The 18302-nt window shown below is 62.8% G+C and carries 21 protein-coding genes; 8 read left to right on the forward strand and 13 right to left on the reverse strand.

Annotated elements, in window-relative coordinates; genetic code table 11:
* Positions 1-12 precede the first annotated feature (12 nt).
* The 4 genes from GJ699_RS16950 to GJ699_RS16965 all read left to right on the forward strand — a co-directional run bounded on the left by GJ699_RS16950 (position 13) and on the right by GJ699_RS16965 (position 4234).
* Positions 13-1056, forward strand: coding sequence for a quaternary amine ABC transporter ATP-binding protein (locus tag GJ699_RS16950; RefSeq protein WP_154378315.1), 1044 nt, complete (start codon positions 13-15; stop codon positions 1054-1056).
* A gap of 2 nt (positions 1057-1058) precedes the next feature.
* Positions 1059-1883 carry an ABC transporter permease gene (locus GJ699_RS16955; RefSeq protein WP_154378318.1) on the forward strand — a complete coding sequence of 275 codons (825 nt, stop codon included), beginning with the start codon at positions 1059-1061 and terminating at the stop codon, positions 1881-1883.
* Positions 1884-2075: 192 nt separating this feature from the next.
* Positions 2076-3413, forward strand: a complete 1338-nt coding sequence (locus tag GJ699_RS16960) for a hemolysin family protein (protein ID WP_154378320.1) — start codon at positions 2076-2078, stop codon at positions 3411-3413.
* A 26-nt stretch (positions 3414-3439) separates the two neighbouring features.
* On the forward strand, positions 3440-4234 hold the full coding sequence (locus GJ699_RS16965; RefSeq protein ID WP_154378322.1) for a substrate-binding periplasmic protein: 795 nt from the start codon (positions 3440-3442) through the stop codon (positions 4232-4234).
* Here GJ699_RS16965 and GJ699_RS16970 read toward each other — a convergent pair.
* On the reverse strand, positions 4231-5271 hold the full coding sequence (locus GJ699_RS16970; RefSeq protein ID WP_154378324.1) for an AI-2E family transporter: 1041 nt from the start codon (positions 5269-5271) through the stop codon (positions 4231-4233). The genes GJ699_RS16965 and GJ699_RS16970 overlap by 4 nt on opposite strands.
* Before the next feature lie 14 nt (positions 5272-5285).
* Positions 5286-5882: an SCO family protein gene (locus GJ699_RS16975; RefSeq protein WP_154378326.1), complete on the reverse strand. Its 597-nt coding sequence runs from the start codon at positions 5880-5882 to the stop codon at positions 5286-5288.
* A gap of 96 nt (positions 5883-5978) precedes the next feature.
* Between GJ699_RS16975 and GJ699_RS16980 the strand changes: the two genes are divergently transcribed.
* Positions 5979-6245 carry a hypothetical protein gene (locus GJ699_RS16980; protein ID WP_154378328.1) on the forward strand — a complete coding sequence of 89 codons (267 nt, stop codon included), beginning with the start codon at positions 5979-5981 and terminating at the stop codon, positions 6243-6245.
* 143 nt (positions 6246-6388) lie between these two features.
* On the opposite strand, the gene GJ699_RS16985 is transcribed toward GJ699_RS16980, so the two are convergent.
* The 5 genes from GJ699_RS16985 to GJ699_RS17005 are packed head-to-tail and all read right to left on the reverse strand — an operon-like array spanning position 6389 to position 10841.
* Positions 6389-7438 carry an acyl-CoA dehydrogenase family protein gene (locus tag GJ699_RS16985; RefSeq protein ID WP_154378330.1) on the reverse strand — a complete coding sequence of 350 codons (1050 nt, stop codon included), beginning with the start codon at positions 7436-7438 and terminating at the stop codon, positions 6389-6391.
* Positions 7439-8335 carry a heme o synthase gene (cyoE, locus tag GJ699_RS16990; protein ID WP_154378332.1) on the reverse strand — a complete coding sequence of 299 codons (897 nt, stop codon included), beginning with the start codon at positions 8333-8335 and terminating at the stop codon, positions 7439-7441.
* A gap of 13 nt (positions 8336-8348) precedes the next feature.
* On the reverse strand, positions 8349-9503 hold the full coding sequence (locus GJ699_RS16995) for a COX15/CtaA family protein (protein ID WP_195763568.1): 1155 nt from the start codon (positions 9501-9503) through the stop codon (positions 8349-8351).
* Between the two features lie 2 nt (positions 9504-9505).
* Positions 9506-10126, reverse strand: a complete 621-nt coding sequence (locus GJ699_RS17000; protein ID WP_371867585.1) for an SCO family protein — start codon at positions 10124-10126, stop codon at positions 9506-9508.
* Positions 10110-10841, reverse strand: a complete 732-nt coding sequence (locus tag GJ699_RS17005; protein WP_371867588.1) for an SURF1 family protein — start codon at positions 10839-10841, stop codon at positions 10110-10112. The genes GJ699_RS17000 and GJ699_RS17005 overlap by 17 nt, the downstream gene beginning before the upstream one ends.
* A gap of 32 nt (positions 10842-10873) precedes the next feature.
* Between GJ699_RS17005 and GJ699_RS17010 the strand changes: the two genes are divergently transcribed.
* Complete coding sequence (locus GJ699_RS17010) at positions 10874-11080, forward strand: twin transmembrane helix small protein (RefSeq protein WP_154378338.1); 207 nt, start codon at positions 10874-10876, stop codon at positions 11078-11080.
* Positions 11081-11126: 46 nt separating this feature from the next.
* Here GJ699_RS17010 and GJ699_RS17015 read toward each other — a convergent pair whose 3' ends face one another.
* The 6 genes from GJ699_RS17015 to GJ699_RS17040 form a co-directional block, all read right to left on the reverse strand.
* Entirely contained in the window at positions 11127-11987 is an 861-nt protein-coding gene (locus tag GJ699_RS17015; RefSeq protein ID WP_154378340.1) for a cytochrome c oxidase subunit 3, read from the reverse strand.
* Positions 11988-12003: 16 nt separating this feature from the next.
* Positions 12004-12198 (reverse strand): DUF2970 domain-containing protein, encoded by a 195-nt coding sequence (locus tag GJ699_RS17020; RefSeq protein ID WP_154378342.1) that lies wholly within the window; start codon positions 12196-12198, stop codon positions 12004-12006.
* A 1-nt stretch (position 12199) separates the two neighbouring features.
* Positions 12200-12739, reverse strand: coding sequence for a cytochrome c oxidase assembly protein (locus tag GJ699_RS17025; RefSeq protein WP_154378344.1), 540 nt, complete (start codon positions 12737-12739; stop codon positions 12200-12202).
* Positions 12740-12850: 111 nt separating this feature from the next.
* The gene (ctaD, locus tag GJ699_RS17030) at positions 12851-14449 is read right to left on the reverse strand and encodes a cytochrome c oxidase subunit I (protein ID WP_154378346.1); all 1599 of its coding nucleotides are present in this window, start codon (positions 14447-14449) and stop codon (positions 12851-12853) included.
* A gap of 15 nt (positions 14450-14464) precedes the next feature.
* Entirely contained in the window at positions 14465-15691 is a 1227-nt protein-coding gene (gene coxB / locus GJ699_RS17035; protein ID WP_154378348.1) for a cytochrome c oxidase subunit II, read from the reverse strand.
* A gap of 272 nt (positions 15692-15963) precedes the next feature.
* Positions 15964-16890 (reverse strand): methyltransferase domain-containing protein, encoded by a 927-nt coding sequence (locus GJ699_RS17040; RefSeq protein ID WP_154378350.1) that lies wholly within the window; start codon positions 16888-16890, stop codon positions 15964-15966.
* A gap of 98 nt (positions 16891-16988) precedes the next feature.
* On the opposite strand from GJ699_RS17040, the gene GJ699_RS17045 reads away from it, so the two are divergent.
* Together GJ699_RS17045 and trmL are read left to right on the forward strand one after the other, a co-directional pair.
* The gene (locus GJ699_RS17045; RefSeq protein ID WP_154378352.1) at positions 16989-17804 is read left to right on the forward strand and encodes a ComF family protein; all 816 of its coding nucleotides are present in this window, start codon (positions 16989-16991) and stop codon (positions 17802-17804) included.
* A gap of 19 nt (positions 17805-17823) precedes the next feature.
* Positions 17824-18294, forward strand: a complete 471-nt coding sequence (gene trmL, locus GJ699_RS17050) for a tRNA (uridine(34)/cytosine(34)/5-carboxymethylaminomethyluridine(34)-2'-O)-methyltransferase TrmL (RefSeq protein WP_154378354.1) — start codon at positions 17824-17826, stop codon at positions 18292-18294.
* Positions 18295-18302: the final 8 nt, after the last annotated feature.

Below are 18302 nucleotides of genomic sequence, written 5' to 3' on the forward strand. Positions count from 1 at the left end.
GAAAGGAACACCATGTCCGCCATCAAAGTCGCGCTGCGCAATGTGTCCAAAGTGTATGGCGCCGATACCGCAGGCGCGTTGGCGCGGCTGCGCGAGGGCGCCGGCCGTGACGCGCTGTTCGCCGCCACCGGCCAGACCGCCGCGCTGGACGACGTCTCGCTCGACATTCCCGAGGGCGGCATCTGCGTGCTGATGGGGCTTTCCGGCTCCGGCAAATCGACGCTGCTGCGCACCATCAATGGCCTGGTCACGCCGTCGGCCGGCCAGGTACTGGTGGATGGCGAAGACCTGGCCGCGATGAAGCAAAAGCAGCTGCAACGCGTGCGGCGCGGCGGCATGGGCATGGTGTTTCAATCGTTCGCGTTGCTCGATCATCGCAGCGTCATCGACAACGTGTGCTTTGGGCTGGAGATCGCCGGCGTCAAACGCGCCGAGCGCCAGCGCCGCGCACTGCGAGCGCTGGAACAAGTCGGGCTGCACGCGCATGCGAAGCAGTATCCGCATCAACTGTCCGGCGGCATGCGCCAACGGGTCGGACTGGCGCGCGCGCTGGCGGTCGAACCGTCGCTGCTGCTGATGGACGAAGCCTTTTCCGCGCTCGATCCGCTGAAGCGGCGCGAGATGCAGGAACTGCTGTTATCGCTGCAACGAGAACAGCGCCGCACCATCGTCTTCGTCTCGCACGACATCGAAGAAGCGCTGCACATCGGCGACCGCATCGCCATCCTGCACGGCGGCCGGCTGCTGCAATACGCCGCGCCGCGCGAGCTGCTGAGCAATCCCGCCGACGAACATGTACGCGCCTTCTTCCAGGGCGTCGACACCTCGCGCTACCTGCAAGCCGCCGACCTGATCGACCATGCCGCCGAAGCACCAGCGCTGGCGACCGACCCGGCGCAACACGTACCAGCACACACACGCCTGTCCGAACTACTGCCACGCCTGACCGACTTCCGCACCCCGCTCGCCGTGCACGACGCCAGCGGCGCCACACTAGGCCTGATCACCGCCGCCAGCGCGCTGCGCATCCTGTCCCGCAACAGCGCCCGGATCTGACCATGCAGGCACACGACTACCTCGCCCTCGGCAGTTGGATCAACGACGGCGTCCAATACCTCACCGAGCACAATGGCCACCTGTTCGACTACGCCGGCAACGCCATCGAAAGCTTCGCCAGCGCGGTCGAAGCGCTGCTGCTGTCGCTGCCCGCGTGGGCGTTGATCGCGCTGGCGACCGTGGTGGCGTGGCGCCGCCTGTCATGGCGCTTCGCCGTGTTTGCGGCGCTGGCGCTATCGCTGATCTACGCGCTCGGCTACTGGCCGCAAACCATGGTGACGCTGGCGTTGACCTTGTCCGCCACCTGTATCAGCCTATTGCTGGGTGTCCCGCTGGGGATCTGGGCCGCCAAAAGCCCCACCCTGCGCAACGCCGTGCGGCCGCTGCTCGACTTCATGCAAACCATGCCAGCCTTCGTCTACCTGATCCCGGCGGTGATGCTGTTCGGGCTGGGACGCGTGCCGGGCGTACTGGCCACCGTCATCTTCGCCATGCCGCCGGCGGTGCGGCTGACCACCATGGGCATCTTGCAGGTCGACCGCGAACAGATCGAAGCCGGCCAGGCGTTTGGCGCCAGCGGCACCCAATTGCTATTCAAAGTCCAACTGCCGCTGGCGCTGCCGGTGCTGATGAGCGGCATCAACCAAACCATCATGATGGCGCTATCGATGGTAATCGTCACCTCAATGGTCGGCGCGGGCGGGCTGGGCGGCGAAGTACTGAACAGCATCCAGCAGCTCGACGTCGGCCTCGGCTTCGAGAGCGGCCTGTGCGTGGTCCTGCTAGCCATCATCCTGGACCGCACCACCCAAAGCTTCGGCCGCTAAGGCCCACCTCGTGTCCACTTCGGGGTCAGTTCTAAAAATCGGACATTGAATAGCGCGCTATTCAATGTCCGATTTTTAGAACTGACCCCGAAGTGGACATTTCACTGGGGAAAATGGTGGATTTTGCGCTGTGTGGGGGCGCAGTCGTTTAAGATGCAGGTTTCAATTACGGAAATCTGCCGCTCGGCCCCTATGCAAAATGTCCTGCTTGTCGTTCTCGCCCTGTTGCTGGTCGCTTTGAACGGTTTCTTCGTCGCGGCCGAATTCGGCATCGTCACTCTGCGAAAAACGCGCGTGCGCGCCATCGCCAAGACTCAGGGATTAAGGGGGCGCATCCTCGGCAAGGTGCACGGCGAGCTGGATGCTTATCTGTCGGCCTGTCAGCTCGGTATCACGCTGGCTTCGCTGGGCCTCGGTTGGGTCGGTGAACCGGCCTTCGCCGGCCTGCTGGAGCCGCTGTTGACCTTTGTCGGCATCACTTCGCCCGAGCTGGTGCATGGCATCGCTTTCGTGTTCGCGTTTGGTGTGATCTCGTTCCTTCACATTGTGGTCGGCGAGCTGGCGCCAAAGTCGCTGGCGATTCGCATGCCGGAGGTGATCGGTCTGTGGAGCGCGCTGCCGCTGTATGGCTTTTATTGGGCCATGTATCCGTTCATTTATCTGCTGAACGCCAGCGCCAATATGGTGCTGCGCCTGGCCGGCCTGTCTGGCAAGGGCGGCCATGATAGTCACTATTCGACGGAGGAGCTGAAGCTGATCCTGCGCACCAGCCAGCCGGGCGAGAAATTCAATCAGGACGAGCGCAACATCCTGGCCCACTCGCTGGATTTCAGCGATCTGGCGGTGTCGGACCTGATGCGCCCGATTAACGAGGTGATCAGCCTGCACGCCGCCCGTCCGCTGCAGGACAATCTGGACGCCATGCTGCGCAACCGCTTCAGCCGCTATCCGTATTACGATAAGGATGGCGAGACGGTGCTGGGCGTGGTGCACCTGAAAGACTTGTTCTTTGCCATGCAGTCCGGCAAGCCGGTCACCGATCTGGTGCCTTTCCTGCGTCCGGTGGAGACGATTTCCGCCCGCACGCCGGCGCTGGAACAGTTCCGCCGCTTCCGCGACGGCGCGCCGCACTTCGCGCTGATCGGCGAGAAGGGCAAGCGTCCGGTCGGCTTCATCACGCTCGATAATCTGCTGGGCGCGATGGTGGGCGAGATCCACGACGAGTTCCGCCTCAACGAGAACGATTGGCTGAAGCAGCCGGACGGCACGCTGATCGGCAAGGCCAGCCTGCCGATCTTCTCGCTGGAACGCACGCTGGGTATCGATATCGAAAATGAGGAGCTGGGCCTGGAAGAGGTAGAATCTGTAGGCGGCCTGATCATGCTGAAGCTGGGCGATATCCCGAAACAGGGACAACGCATCAGTTTCCGCAGTTTCGACATCGTCGCCAAGAAAATGAATGGCCCGCGTATCCTGCTGGTCAAGGTCATCCCCAAGGATGACACCGAGGATAACGCCGACCAGGACTGACCGGCGTCCGACGCCAGGGAGGAGACATGTTAGCCCGGCTGATCGTTTGCGGTGCCCTGCTGTGCCTGTCCGGCGCGGCCAGCGCCGACCACCATGGCCCGACCTGCGGCCATCTGCGCAGCGCTTTCTATGAATACGGCGCGCTCTATTACAAAACCGCCGACGGCCACTGGACCGGCATCGACAAGGATGTGGTCGACGAGGTGGCGCGCCGGCTCGGCTGCACCATCGAGGCGCTGACCGATTCGCGGGTGCGCATCTGGGCCGGACTCAGCGGCGGCAGCATCGATATGTCGGTGTCGGCGGTGGCGACGCCGGAGCGCGAGAAGATGGGCCGGCTGGTGCCGTATCTGGCCGAGCGCAACTATGTGCTGCTGCAAGCCTCGGCGCCGGACAACATGCACAGCATGGATGACTTCCTGGCCAATCCCGCGCTGAAAATCGGCGTCATCAAATCCTTCCGCCACGGCAAAGCCTACGATGCCTGGCTGGCGCAGTTGCGCGCGCGCGGCCGCGTCTACGAGGCGCCGGATTACGAGGCGCTGCTGCGCCTGTTCAAAGTGGGCCGGGTACACGCGGTGATGGCGATCAGCACCGGCTGGTATCCGCTGTTCAAGCGCGAACCGCTGCGCATCATGGACTGGGCGCCGCCCAAGGATGCCGTGATCGGCGGCCTGATCCTGTCGCGCCAACACATCGACGAAGCGCTGGCCGAACGTTTCAGCCAGACCATCCGCGCCATGCGCGAGGATGGCACGCTGAAGCGCATTTTCGAGCGCCACCTGAATCCCGAGCTGGCGGCCAAGCTGCTGAATTTCTAGGGCTGGTGGGCAGCTGTCCAGTTGCGCAACAGGCCCAGCGCCACCGCCAGCAAGGTCGGGCCGATGAACAGGCCGACAAAGCCGAACGCCAGCACGCCGCCCATCACGCCCAGCAGTACCAGGATGAATGGCAGGTCGCTGCCGCGCGAGATCAGCATCGGCTTGACCACGTTGTCGACGCCGCTGATGACGAACATGCCCCATACGAACATGAAGATGGCCCAGCCGGTGCTGCCCTGGTTAAACAGCCAGATGGTGGCACCGCCCCAGATCAGCGGCGGGCCGACCGGTATCAGCGAGAACAAAAAGGTGGCCACCGACAGCAGAGCCACCGCCGGCACGCCGGCGATCAGGAAGCCGATCGCGGCCACCACCGCCTGCGCCAGTGCCGTGCCCAGCAGGCCGTACATGACGCCGCGCACGGTGCGGCTGACGGTGTCGGCCACCGCCACGCTGTGTTCACCGATCAGCTTGTCCATGGCGATGGCCAATGCGCGCAGCATGGCCTGGCCATCTCGGTACAGAAAGAAGCTGACAAACACCGCCAGGCTGACCTGGGCCACACCGCTGCCCAGCACCATGCCGCCGCCCAGCAGCAGCCGGCGCGCTGGTTCCAGCAGGTTCTTGGCCACGTTCAGCAATTCCTCGCGGTTGTGCAGCAATTTGTTCAGATAGGTGTCGAGGTACTCCCCCACCACCGGAATATCCTTCAGCCAGGCCGGCGGGTCCAGCGTGCCGCTACCCAGGCCGGCCTTGATCTGGTCGTAGAAATCGGAGGCGTTGTCGGCGATATTCCAGGTCACCAGCGTCAGCGGCACGATGATCAGCAGCGTCAGGCCCACGCTCATCAGCAGCGCGGCGATGGTGCGGCGCTGCTTGAGCTTGTCCAACAGCCGCAGATACAGCGGCCAGCTGGAGATGGTGATGGCGGCGGCAAACAGAATCGCGGCCAGGAACGGCCGCAGCACGGTCAGGCAGCCGATCACCAGCAGGATGGTGGCGGCCAGGCGGGTGTAGGGCTGGAAGCGCTGTTGCATGCGGGGCTCCGGGGTCAGGACAGCAGCAGTTTCAGATCATGCACGGTGGTGCTGGTTGGCTGGCCGGGACGCAGCAGCAAGCGCAGCTTGCCGTCCTTGTCGAACACATAGCTGGCGGCGGTGTGGTCCATCGAATAGCTGCCCTTGGTCGTGCCCGGCACCTTGTTGTAGATGACCTTGAATTCCTTGGCGACGGCGGCGGTCTGCTCGGCGGTGCCGTACAGGCCGAGGAAGCGCTTGTCGAAGGCCGGCACGTATTCGGCCAGCAGCTTTTGCGTGTCGCGCTCGGGATCGACGGTGACGAACAGCACTTGCACCTGCTCGGCCTGCGGACCGAGCTGCTTCATCACTTCCGACATCTCGGCCATGGTGGTCGGGCACACGTCCGGGCACTGGGTATAGCCGAAGAACATGATCACCGCCTTGCCCTTGAAATCGGCCATGGTGCGCGGCTTGCCGTTATGGTCGGTCAAAGCGAAATCGCGACCGAAGTTGGCGCCGGTCAGGTCAGTGCCCTGGAACACCTGCTTGGGCGCCGCCGCCCCCGGCTTCTCGCCGCAGCCGGCCAGCAGGGAAACAGCAATCAGGACAAAGGCTAGGAGTTTTTTCATTGGGGCGTGTCTTTCAGTTGAACTTGTTTTATCGCAGGCTGGTCTAAGCAGCATGATGCCATCATCAATGCTTGAGTTGCACACAAAGAGGCAATCATGACCGAAAGCGACACCAAAGAAAAGATTCACACCGCAATCACCAGATCCGAACACCTATGGCGTACAGCGACGGGCATCGCGCGCGATACCGGTCTGGCCCTGGAAACAGTCATAAAAACCCTCGAAACAGGCGATGGATTTCTACAGGCCGATCATACCAATGGGAGGGGGCAATCCCTGTACACAACCAGAGAGAAATACCTTTCGGACACGCCTTGGCACCGCAGACTACTTGATCTGATAGTCAATAAAGTCGGGGTTTGACATGCATCCAATCGCCCCTACAACCAACTTGGAATTGGTGCTCATCGCAGGTGCCGGTCTGAGTGTCTCCACGACATTGCAGTCTATGGTCGCGAAAGCATCGGTCGATTCAAGTCGTGCCCACACGGGTGAGCAAAAATAACTTAGGGGAGTAACAGCGGGTGCTGGGCGGCGGTGTGGAAGTCGCGCCAGACCTGGTTGAGCGGGCTGGCTTCTTCGGCTGCCCACAGGCCGCAGTACGGATACAGCGTGTTCACGGCGGCGCGCGCGGCGCCTACCAATCCCAGCGAGGCGGCGCGCACGGCGGCGATGGTCGCCGCGTCCAGCGTCTTGCCGGACTCGACTTGCGCCCAGCTGCTGTCCAGCATAGCAAAAAAGTGGATGCGCGCGTCGGCCAGTGCTTGTGCGTGTGTGTCCAGCAGGCTGACCTCATGGCGTTTGCGACGCACAATCTGCTCACGCGCCAGTTGCAGGAAATGCGAGGCCATGCCGGCGATGCTGGCGCTCAGCGTGACGTCGGCCAGCGAGTAGAAAGGGTAGCGGTACAGCGGACCCGGCGCGGTGGCCGCGTCCGGGCTGATGGTGAAACCGTGATCGGCGTGCACCCATTGCGCATCGATGCGGTAGCGATGCGTGCCGCTGGCGCGCATGCCCATGCACTGCCATGACGGCAGCATTTGCACCTGCGCCGCCGGCACGATGAAGGCGCGCACGCGCGGCGCACCCTGAGCGTCCAGCAGCGGTTGGCCGGCACGTTGCAGCACCGCGTTCAGCGTGAAATGCGTGGCCATCGGCGCGCCGCTGGCGAAGTCCCAGGCGCCCGTGATGCGGTAACCGTCACCCTCCTCCTCGGCCACGCCGGTCGGCGCGCCGCTGCCACCAACACACACGCGCCGCGTGCCGATGATGTCGCGCGCCACATGCGGCGGCAGGAAGCCGGCAAACCAGCCGGCGCCGGCGCACAGCGTCAACACCCAGCCCATGCTGCCATCGACCGCCGCAACCGCCTCCTCCAGCCGCACCGCCTGCGGCAGCGGCAATTCCGCGCCGCCGGCCGCGCGCGGCGCCAGCATGCTCAGCCAGCCGCGACTGTGCAGCAAGGCGCGCTGCACCGGATGCAGAAAGCGCGCGGCATCGGCCGCCGCCACATGGCGCCGGATCCGGTCAGCATCGCGTGTGTTCAGTGGCAGCAATCAGAGTTTGATGTAGTGGTCCACCAGCAAGGCCACGAACAGCAGGCCGAGGTAGATGATCGACCAGGCAAACGCCTTGCGGGCGATCAGGTCGGTGTAGTGGCGGTAGATTTTCCACGCGTGACGCAGGAACACCGCGTTCAGGATCACCGCGCTGATCAGGTAGATCAGGCCGCTCATCTGCACCGCATACGGCAGCAGCGTGGTGGCCGCCAGCGCGATCGAATACAGCCAGACGTGGAATTGGGTGAACTGCATGCCATGCGTAACCGGCAGCATCGGCAGCCCGGACTTGGCGTAATCATCGCGACGGTACAGCGCCAGCGCCCAGAAATGCGGCGGGGTCCAGACGAAGATAATCATCACCAGCAGCCACGCCTGCATCGGCACCTCGTTGGCGACGGCGGCCCAGCCCAGCGCCGGCGGCATCGCCCCCGACAGACCACCGATAACGATGTTCTGCGGCGTGGCCGGCTTCAAGATCATGGTGTAAATGATGGCGTAGCCGAGGAAAGTGACAAAGGTCAGCCACATGGTCAACGGATTGACCTTGTTATACAACACCCACATGCCGGCGCCGCCAATCACCAGCGCAAACACCACCGTCTGCCCGACCGAAATATCGCCCAGCGCCATCGGCCGCCGCGCGGTGCGCGCCATGCGGGCGTCAATCTCGCGCTCGGCCAGGCAGTTGACGGCAAACGCCGCCCCGGTCAACAGCCAGATGCCCACCGTGGCCCACAGCACCAGTTGCCAATCCGGCAATCCATCCGGCGTGCCGAGGAACATGCCGATGACGGCACAGAACACGGCCAGCTGAGTGACGCGCGGTTTGGTCAGCGCCCAGAATTGCGAGGCGCGGCTCTGATGTTTGGTGGTTACGGTTTGCGTGGTCATGAGGGTTGCAGAGTCAATGCCGTACCGTTGACGCAGGCGGATGTGCACTGCCTGACGCTGCCTTTTTGGCAACGTCATATTGGTACTTAGCCTTGTAGTTTAACATGGTCAGCAAAAGTACCAGCAGCGCGGCCCCCGCGTTGTGCAATACAGCAATTGTCAGCGGGAAACTCAGATAGATGGTGGCGATGCCGGTGGCCAGCTGCGCCACCAGCACCAGCGCGATGTTGCGCGCGGTTTTATGCAGGGTATCGTGGCCCCAGGCGCGCCACGCCGCGTAGCCGGCCACCAGCGCCACGATAAAGCCCATATTCCGGTGCACCCAATGGATCGCCGTCAGCGCCGAGAACGGCAGATAGTGGCCGGCCGCCGTCTTGCCCAGCTCGCGCCACAGCGTGAAGCCGTGCTCGAAGTCCATCTCCGGCACCAGCTTGCCGCCGCACAGCGGGAAATCGGTACAGGCCAGCGTGGCGTAATTGGTGCTGGTCCAGCCGCCCAGCGCCAGTTGCACCAGCAGCGCGACCGCCGCCAGCGCGGCAAAGATGCGGATATTGCGCATCGCCGGCGCCGAGGCGCTGACCACGGTGCGCGGCGACGCCAGATGATTCTGGCGGCCGCCGTACCACACCAGCATGGCCAGCAGCCCCATGCCCAGCAGCAGATGGGTGGTGACGATCACCGGCTGCAGCTTCAGCGTCACGGTCCAGGCGCCGAACGCGCCTTGCAGGCACACCGCCAGCAACAGCGCGGTCGGCATCCACGGCGCGTACTCCGGGCGGCGCTGCTTCAGCCATTGGTTCCAGCTTTGCGCCATCATCGCCACGATCAGCACACCGATGGTCATCGCCAGATAGCGGTGGATCATCTCGACCCACGCCTTGAATACCGTCACCGGCCCGGTCGGCATCAGCGCCTCCGCCGCCACGATCTGCTCGTGCGCGATGAAGGGATTGGCGGCGCCGTAGCAGCCCGGCCAGTCCGGGCAGCCGAGGCCGGAATCGGTCAGGCGGGTGAAGGCGCCGAACACGATCAGGTCCAGCGTCAGGAATACGCAGACCCAGACCAGCTTGCGGTATTTGTTGGCGTCCGACGAAGTCCAGACGATGGCGGCCGGCAGCAGCGCGATCATCAGCGCGGTAATGGCCATTTGAGCGAGAGTGAGATGCATGACTAACCTATTGCGGAAGCTTTCAACAGTTTGGCGATGTCCTTGTGGACCCGCTTGACCTTCTCGATATCGCTGGACACCGCGCCGGCCGGGAAGCGCATCATCAGATTGCCCAGCGGGTCGATCAGGTACACATGATCGGACGCGCGATCGGCCACACCGGGTTCCAGCGGCAGCCAATGATCCACCGCCGCAGCCGGCGCGCGCAGCATGCGGGTGCCGTCGTTCACGCGCAGCAGCATGGTTTCCAGCGGCTGGTTATCGGTAATCAGCCAAACCCGCTCGATGCGCTCCATTTCCTTGCCCTGCATGGTGCGCAGCTGACGCATCGCGAACAACTGATCCTGGCAGGCTTGCGTGCAATCGGACGGCCCCACCTTCAGCATAATCCATTTGCCCTTGAAATCCTCCAGTTTCGCCGGCTTGCCGTCCAGCGTGGTGCTGGCCATGGCGGGGATCGGGTAGGCGCGCGGATCGATCAGCGCGCCGTAATTGGTTGCCCCACCTTTGGGTTTGACAACGTAGTAAGTAAAGTACGACGCCAGCAGCGGCGCCGCGCACACCGCCAGCACAGCCAGCAATTTCCAGCGGCCACGGCCAACCGGGTTATTTGGTTTTTCCACGTCTGAATCCATTCACAACAAAAAAGACAACGGCCATCGCCGACAGCGCATACCACTGGAAGGCGTAGCCCTGATGTTTTTCCACGCCCAGCGACGGCGCCGGCCAGTCGCGCACCAATTGCACATCGTCGCCGCCCGGCTGCGCCGGCGCGCTTTGCTCGACCACGAACGGTTGCATGGTCAGGCCGCTGTCCTTGGCCAGTTGCAGCGGATCGGCATTCTGCACGATGGCGTTCGGGGTCAGCGTCGGCGTGGCGGCCAGTTCCATCACATGACCGGCATCATGCCGCGCCACGCCCTGCAGCGTGACGGTGCCCTCAGGCGTTTGCAGCGGCGGCAGCTTGTCGCGCACTTGCGGATCGCGCGGCAACCAGCCACGCGCCACCAGCACATGCATATTGGAGCCGGCGAGTTTAAACGGCATCAGCAGATAGAAACCGGCGCGCCCCTGATACGGCCGATTGTCCAGATATACCGGCCAGCCGCGCACGAATTCGCCGCTCAGCATGACGCGGCGCCACGCCACGGCATCGGCCGCCAGCGGCACGCCGTTCAGCGTCAGCGGCGCCGCCTGCGCGCCCAAGGACAGCTTTTGCTGCAGCGCGATCTTTTGCTCGGCGCGGCGGGTCTGCCAGTTACCCAGCTGTATGCCCAGCGTCACCACCAGCGCCGTGGCGACGAAAGGAATCAATTTAAAGCGGAACGCCATTACAATGGAACCTCGATCAAATCGCCACTCCTGATGCCATGAAAATTGCCGTCGCCATCGCGTTCATCCTGATCCTCGGCAGCCTGGGTTCGGCCTGGTTCTTCCTGATGCGCGACAAGGGCCGCAGCAACAACACCGTGCGCGCGCTGGCGCTGCGGGTAGCGTTGTCGATCACGCTGTTCCTGCTGATTCTGCTGGCCTACCGCATGGGCTATATCCACCCCACCGGCATCCGCGTCGGATAAAAAAAGCCGCACCGGAGTGCGGCTTTTGTGCCTGCCATTATAGCGCTTACAGCCAATACACGACGATGTACAGGCCAAGCCAGACCACGTCCACAAAGTGCCAGTACCAGGCCGCGCCTTCAAACGCGAAGTGGTTATCCGGCGTGAAGTGGCCCTTCAGCACGCGGTACAGCACCACCGACAGCATGATCGCGCCCATGGTCACGTGGAAGCCGTGGAAACCGGTCAGCATGAAGAAAGTGGAGCCATAGATGCCCGAGGTCAGCTTCAGGTTCAGTTCGGTGTAAGCGTGGTGATATTCATACGCCTGGAAGCCCATGAATACCGCCCCCAGCAGGATGGTGGCAAACAGCCAGATCGCGGTCTGTGCGCGATGGCCGGCGCGCAGCGCGTGGTGGGCGATGGTCAGCGTCACGCCCGAGGTCAGCAGCAGCGCGGTGTTGATGGTCGGGATCGGGAACGGGCCCATGGTGTGGAATTCTTCCACCGTGCCGGCCGGGCTGGCGCCACCCCAGTGCGGCGCGTAGTCCGGCCAGATGAATTTGTGATCCATATCGCCCAGCCACGGCATGCTGATGGTGCGCGCATAGAACAGTGCGCCGAAGAAGGCGCCGAAGAACATCACCTCGGAGAAGATAAACCAGCTCATCGACCAGCGATAGGAATGGTCGATGCGCTGGCTGTACAAGCCGCCCTCGGATTCCTTGATGGCGTCGCCAAACCAGAAGTACAGCACGATCAGCGTGCCGACGATGCCCAGCAGGTTGGCCACCGGCCCCCACGACACATCGTTGACCCAGGCCGAGGCGCCGGCCATGGTGATCAGCAGGCACAGGCCCGCCAGCAGCGGCCAGCGCGATGGCCCCGGCACGAAATAGTACGGCGCAGCGGCGTTATTTGAACTCATCTTCATCTCCCCATCACTATTTAGCTACTACGAATTTGACGATTGTTATCAGTAACCCTATGAACAGCGCCACCGCCAGCAGCGCCGCGATGATGATGTGTACCGGATTCAGCCCCTGCTGGTCCGCATCGAAATCGCGCTTGCGGCGCAAGCCCACAAACGACCACAGCACAGCCTTCAGCGCATACAGAAAGCCCGGTTTGTCCGCCATCTCAGTTGGCCGCCGTCTTCACCAGCCCGCCGCCAACCTCGAAGAAGGTGTACGACAGCGTGATGGTCTTGACCTCTTTCGGCAGCTTGGGATCGATGTAAAACACCACCGGCATTTGCCGCGCCTCGTTCGCCTTCAGGGTCTGCTGCTGGAAGCAGAAGCACTCCACTTTCTTGAAATACGGCGTCGCGTTCTGCGGCGCATAACTCGGGATCGCCTGCGCATGCATCTCGCGCTTCTGGGTGTTGACCACTTCATACACCACCGTGGTCAGCTCACCCGGATGCACGCTGATGTTGCTCACTGTCGGACGAAAGCGCCACGGTCCCTGCGCATTGCCGTCCAGCTCAACCGTGACGCTGCGGCTCAGGTCCACCTGCGAGTTGACCGGGCGGTCCACCGTGCCATCCTTCTGCGTCAGCACGTTCAAGCCCAGCGCCTCGCAGATCTGGCGGTAGAACGGATTCAGCGCATAGGCAAAGCCGAACATCGCCACCGCGATGATGATCAGCTTGCCCAGCAGCGCGCGATTGGTGCCCATGTCAGCTCAGCCAGATGCGCTTGACAAACACCGACACAAAGAAGAACAGCACCAGCCCGCCCAGCAGCAGAGCGGTGCGGACATTATTCGGCTTGTTCTGGCCGCTCATGATTATTTGAACTCAGGTGGCGTTTCGAACGTATGGAACGGCGCCGGCGACGGCACGGTCCACTCCAGCCCTTCGGCGCCTTCCCATGGCTTGGCTTCCGCCTTTTTACCGCCGCGTATGGTTGGCAGCACCACGAAGAACAGGAAGAACACCTGCGACAGACCGAAACCGAAAGCACCGATCGAGGCGATCATGTTGAAATCGGTGAACTGCGCCGAATAATCGGCGTAGCGGCGCGGCATGCCGGCCAGGCCGAGGAAGTGCATCGGGAAGAAGGTGACGTTGAAGGTAATCAGCGAGGCCCAGAAGTGGGTCTTGCCCAGGAACTCGTTGTACATATGGCCGGTCCATTTCGGCGACCAGTAGTAGAAACCGGCGAACAGCGCGAACAGCGAGCCAGCCACCAGCACGTAGTGGAAGTGCGCCACCACGTAGTAGGTGTCCTGCAACTGGATGTCGATCGGGGTCACCGCCAGGATCAGGCCGGTGAAGCCGCCGATGGTGAACACGAAGATAAAGCCGACCGCGAACAGCATCGGGGTTTCAAACGTCATCGAGCCGCGCCACATGGTGGCGATCCAGTTGAACACTTTGACGCCGGTCGGCACCGCGATCAGCATGGTGGCGTACATGAAGAACAGCTGCGACGTCACCGGCATGCCGGTGGTGAACATGTGGTGCGCCCAGACGATGAAGGATAGGATCGCGATCGACGCGGTGGCGTACACCATCGATGCGTAGCCGAACAGCTGCTTGCGCGCGAACGCCGGCAGGATCTGCGACACGATGCCGAACGCCGGCAGAATCATGATGTACACCTCGGGGTGGCCGAAGAACCAGAAGATGTGCTGGTACATCACCGGATCGCCACCGGCGGCGGCGTTGAAGAAGGTGGTGCCGAAGTGGCGGTCGGTCAGCGTCATGGTGATGGCGCCGGCCAGCACCGGCATCACGGCGATCAGCAGATAGGCGGTGATCAGCCAGGTCCAGCAGAACATCGGCATTTTCATCAGCGTCATGCCGGGCGCGCGCATATTCAGGATGGTGACGATGATGTTGATCGAACCCATGATCGACGAGGCGCCCATCAAGTGCATCGCGAAGATACCCATGTCCATGCCCATGCCCATCTGGGTCGACAGCGGCGCGTACAGGGTCCAGCCGGCGGCGGTGGCGCCGCCCGGCACGAAGAACGAACCGGCCAGCAGCAGCGCGGCCGGCGGCAGCAGCCAGAACGAGAAGTTGTTCATGCGCGCGAACGCCATGTCGGAAGCGCCGATCTGCAACGGAATCATCCAGTTGGCGAAGCCGACGAAGGCCGGCATGATGGCGCCGAACACCATCACCAGACCGTGCATGGTGGTCAGCTGGTTGAAGAATTCAGGCTGGAAGAATTGCAGGCCGGGCTTGAACAGCTCGGTGCGGATCATCAGCGCCAACACGCCGCCGGACAGCAGCATGATGAACGAGAACCACAGGTACAGCGTGCCGATATCCTTGTGGTTGGTGGCGAACAGCCAGCGCGACGGGCCGTGCGGATGGTCATGGTGCGCATGGTCATGACCATGATCGTGACCGTGGTCCAAAGTAGTTGTGCTCATCTGTAACGCTCCTGATTACTTACGTGCAGCCACAACTTCGGCTGGTTGAACGATGTTTTCCTCTGCCTTGTTCGTCCAGCTATTGCGGGTGTAGGTAATGACAGCCGCGATATCCGTATCCGACAGTTGCTTCCATGCTGGCATTTCGGCGGGGAACTTCCCGCTCTTCTTGCCGTTCAGCAGAACGTGGATCTGCTCCGCTTTAGGACCGTTGACCACCGGCGAGCCGTCCAGCGCCGCGAACATGCCCGGCGTGCCGCGGCCATTGGCCTGGTGGCAGACCGCGCAGTTGGTGTTGTAGACTTTTTCGCCCTTGGTTTTCAGCTCATCGATGGTCCAGGTCTTGGTAGGATCGTCGGCCAGCGCCGCCATTTCCTTCTTCTTGGTGTCGACCCAGGTCTTGTAGTCAGCATCGCTGACCACCCGCACCACGATCGGCATGAAGGCGTGTTCTTTGCCGCACAGTTCCGAGCAATAACCACGGAAGGTGCCGGTGTGCTCGGCCTTGAACCAGGTGTCGCGCACGAAGCCCGGAATCGCATCCTGCTTGACCGCGAAGGCCGGGATCGACCACGAGTGGATCACATCGTTGGCGGTGGTGATCAGGCGGATCTTGCGATGCACCGGCACCACCACCTCGTTATCCACTTCCATCAGATAATTGTCGCCGCGCTTCTCGGTCGGCTCGAAGCCGGGCGCGCCCACTTGCGCGCGCGGGGTCGACAGGTTGGACAAGAAGGAAATGCCCTCGCCCTCGCCCTTCAGATAATCGTAGCCCCACTTCCACTGCATGCCGGTGACCTTGATGGTGATGTCGGCGTTGGAAGTGTCCTTCATGCCGACCACGGTGCGGGTAGCCGGCAGCGCCATGCCGATCACGATCAGGAACGGCACGATGGTCCAGGCGATTTCCACTGCGGTGGATTCGTGGAAGGTGGCCGGCTTGTGGCCCAGCGACTTGCGGTGCTTGAAGATGGAATAAAACATCACGCCGAACACGGCGACGAAGATGACCAGGCACACCACCATCATCCAGTTGTGCAGGTCGTAGACTTGGGAAGCGATTTGGGTGGCGGGAGGTTGCAATGTCAATTCGCCGGCGATCGGTCCGCCGGTGCCGCCGGTGGCCGGGCCATAAGTGCCGGCTGTGGTGGCTGCGGTGTCAGCTGCCCACGCTGGAATGCCCGTGGCCAGCACCGCCAGCCCGAGCATCAACGCTTGAAGTCGCTTCGCAAGTATCATGTTTTCCCCAACTGCCCAAGAAATTAAAATATTTTTTTAACGTCTTACCGGCTATCGGTGAACTGAACCGGCGACGCTCCTTAAACAACATCGCATCGGTGCCCTGATGCGCGATTCTGCTTAATGCAACTGCTCGTTCGTGCTCGATGTAACCTGGATTTGCCTAGGCGGCAAAGTTAGTGATTGATTATATAGAACAAAAACGTGGCACATCAAGCAATTAACTATTTCGTTGCCATACGGCTTTACGCCGCATGGCAACATGAAATCCACTACGAGCGCGGCTTGCGCGGCGGATCGAAACGGATAATCGCCTCGCCCTTGGCGGTGACCTTGGGCGCCGGCCGGAAGGCGTGGCCGTAGATAACTTCAAAGGTCAGGCCCAGTTTGCCGTCGCTGCGGCGGCCGCGTTCCAGCGTGTCCAGCATGCGCTGCCAGGCCGCCTTGCCCATCATGCTGCGACGCAACGTGGTGAGCGGATTACCGCCCAGCGCGCGCACATCGGCCAGCAACGCCTGTGGCGTGTCATAGGTCACCGTGATGGTTTCCATGTCCAGCACCGGCGTCGAAAAGCCGGCCTCGACCAATTGATCGCCGAAATCGTGCATATCGACAAACGGCAACACGTGCGGCGCCAGGTCGGCCTCGGCAAACGCGTGGCGCAGCTCGCGCAGCGAATCCGGGCCGAAGCAGGAAAACATCAGCAGACTGTTCACGCGCAGCACGCGGCGCCACTCGGCAAACACCCGATCCGGCTGAGGATGCCAGTGCAGTGCCAGATTGGACCAGACCAGATCCAGCGAGTTCGGTCCCAGCGGCAAATCGGCAAAATCGCCGCACAGCAGGTCGACCCCGCTTTTCGACGGCAACAGCTTGCTCAACAGCTGATTCAGCGATGATTGCCGGGCGCCCGGCCCCTGCGCCGCGCGCAACATCGGCTCGGCCACATCGATGCCAAGGATCTGCGCCGCCGGATATGATTTTTGCAACAAAGGCAAATCGGCACCGGAGCCGCAACCGGCATCCAAAACGCGCGAAGGCGCTATTTTAATCAATTCCAGCCGATCGAACATGCGGGAAGATATCTCGCGGCGCAGGAAATCGGCGGCGGCGACGCGTTCAGGGCGGGAAAACAGCTTGCGCACGCGCTCCAGATCGATCGGCGCGCTCAGTTTCGGGGGATTAGCGGGGACTTGCATGGGTAAACAGGAGTCGTAATGCGATAATGTCGGCAGTGTACATGGTTGCACGCCATCGCGACGACGACCGGGCCGGTTTTCAGCAGCGGGAGCGTGGCATGAATAGCAAGATAGCGATCGCGACAAGCGCCGGCCGCTGGCTGCTGCGGCACCTGCTGCCAGGCGCCTGCGCCCTGTGCGGCGGTGCCAGCGACGCCGCCGTCTGCCCCGGTTGCATCCACCAATGCCTCGCCACCACACGCCCCCGCTGCCCCCGCTGCGCCAACCCACTGCCCAGCCCGTGTCCACTTTCCGGACCTGACCCCGAAGTGGACATGTCCACTCCGGGGTCAGGTCCGGAAATTGAACACGAGCTCGGCGGTTGGCTGAGTTGGCTGTGCGGCGCGTGTCTGGCGGAGCCGCCGGCGTTCGATCGCACGCTGGTGGCGGCCGATTACGCGCTGCCGGTTGATCAGTTGGTGTTGCAGCTGAAGTTTGGTCATCGGCTGGCGCTGGCGCCGCTGTTTGCCGGTCTGCTGCGCGATGTTGCGCTGCGCACGCCGGATCTGGTCCTGCCCGCGCTGCTGTGCCCGGTACCGCTGGGGCCGCGTCGTTTGGCCGAGCGCGGCTACAACCAGGCGCTGGAGATCGCCCGGCCGCTGGCACGCTGCATGGGCGTGGCGCTGCATGCCCGGCTGGTGCTGCGCGTGCAGGATACCGCCGCCCAGAGCAGCGTCGCGCCCGACCAGCGCCAGCAGAACATCGCCGGCGCCTTCGTGGTGCCGGATGCGGCGCTGGTGGCCGGCCGTCACATCGGCGTCGTCGACGATGTGATGACCAGCGGCCACACGCTGAACGAACTGGCGGCCACATTGAAACGCCATGGCGCCGCGCAGGTGAGCAACTTCGTGTTCGCCCGCACGCCGCCACATTGATTTATACAAGGAGAACGCTTTGTTCCACGTCGTCCTGGTCCATCCAGAAATTCCGCCGAACACCGGCAATGTCATCCGCCTGTGCGCCAACACCGGCGCCCAGTTGCATCTGATCGAACCGCTGGGCTTCCCGCTGGAAGACTCCAAACTGAAACGCGCCGGCCTCGATTACCACGAGTACGCCCGCATGAAAGTACACAAGGACTGGGATGCTTTCCTGGCCGCGCTGCAACCCGATCCAAGCCGCATGTTCGCCATGACCACGCACGGCTCGTCGCCGTTCGCGCAATGCCAGTTCCAGCCGGGCGATGTATTCGTGTTCGGCTCCGAAACCGCCGGCCTGCCGGTGGCGCTGCGCGAAAATTTCGCGCCGGCGCAGCGCATCCGCCTGCCGATGCGTCCGGACAACCGCAGCATGAACCTGTCCAATACGGTGGCGGTGGTGGTATTCGAAGCCTGGCGCCAGAACGGCTATGATGGTGGCTCCTGACACCGGAG

Origin of the sequence: Duganella guangzhouensis (assembly GCF_009674535.1) — a bacterium.
GTDB classification, from domain to species: Bacteria; Pseudomonadota; Gammaproteobacteria; order Burkholderiales; family Burkholderiaceae_D; genus Rugamonas; species Rugamonas guangzhouensis.